This window comes from Mesorhizobium sp. M2A.F.Ca.ET.039.01.1.1, from assembly GCF_003998035.1.
Taxonomy (GTDB): Bacteria; Pseudomonadota; Alphaproteobacteria; order Rhizobiales; family Rhizobiaceae; genus Mesorhizobium.
On record NZ_RZRY01001505.1, the window covers coordinates 1 to 422 of the forward strand.

Genomic DNA, 422 nt, shown 5'->3' on the forward strand with positions numbered 1-422 from the left:
GGTTGACCATCTGGCATTCGGTGACGCGGATCGAGCCCAGCGGCACGGCGAAGGGCAGTTCCGGCACGTCAAGCTCCAGCTCGACCTCGCCGATGCGAATTTCGCCGACAAAGGGGTGGTTGCGCGCATAGCCGCGCTGCGTCGAATAGCCGAGCGCCAGCAAAAAGCCCTCGTCGCCGCGCGACAGCGCCTGCAGGCGGATGTCGCGCGCCATCGGGAATTGCAGCGGCTCGCGGGTGATATCGCCTGGCACATGGTCCAACGGCATCTCGCCATCGGCCTCGATCAGGCCCTCGCGGGCGAGGATCGCCGAGACGCGCGGCATGGGCTCGGCCTCGGTGGCACGTTGCATGGGCTCGGCGACGTCGCCGCCGGCGGCAAGCTCGGGATCGAGCAGCCGGTGGGTGTAGTCGAAGGTCGGG

The 422-nt window shown here is 68.7% G+C and carries 1 protein-coding gene; it reads right to left on the reverse strand.

Annotated features, from left to right (window positions below; all coding sequences use genetic code 11):
- Positions 1–422, reverse strand: a 422-nt coding sequence (locus EOA24_RS40670) for a carbon-phosphorus lyase complex subunit PhnI (protein WP_189354728.1), incomplete at both ends; no start/stop codon positions are given.